Origin of the sequence: Acinetobacter sp. ABJ_C4_1, from assembly GCF_044538495.1 — a bacterium.
Classification (GTDB): Bacteria; Pseudomonadota; Gammaproteobacteria; order Pseudomonadales; family Moraxellaceae; genus Acinetobacter; species Acinetobacter nosocomialis_A.
Map to the genome: position 1 here is coordinate 1 of NZ_JBIUCQ010000044.1, position 219 is coordinate 219.

General features: G+C 52.1%; 1 protein-coding gene. It reads right to left on the reverse strand.

From position 1 onward, the window contains the following. Nucleotides 1-219: hypothetical protein (locus ACIF8R_RS18405; RefSeq protein ID WP_396482487.1), on the reverse strand; the 219-nt coding region annotated here is incomplete at both ends.

Sequence of the window (219 nt, forward strand, 5' to 3'; positions counted from 1 at the left end):
CATTGATCGGATCAAGTACTGGCGCATTTGGTGCTGCCGTATCGACAGTCACGATGACATCTGCCGGGCTGCTGATATGACCTTGTGAATCCACTGCTTGTGCATGGATGGTGATTGGGCCATCTGCAGTTACAGGAATCGCTGCAGTGATATAGCCATTGCCCAGGTCAGTTGCACTCACGGTGTAGTCAGTGCCGTTAACATTCACGACAGTGCCCA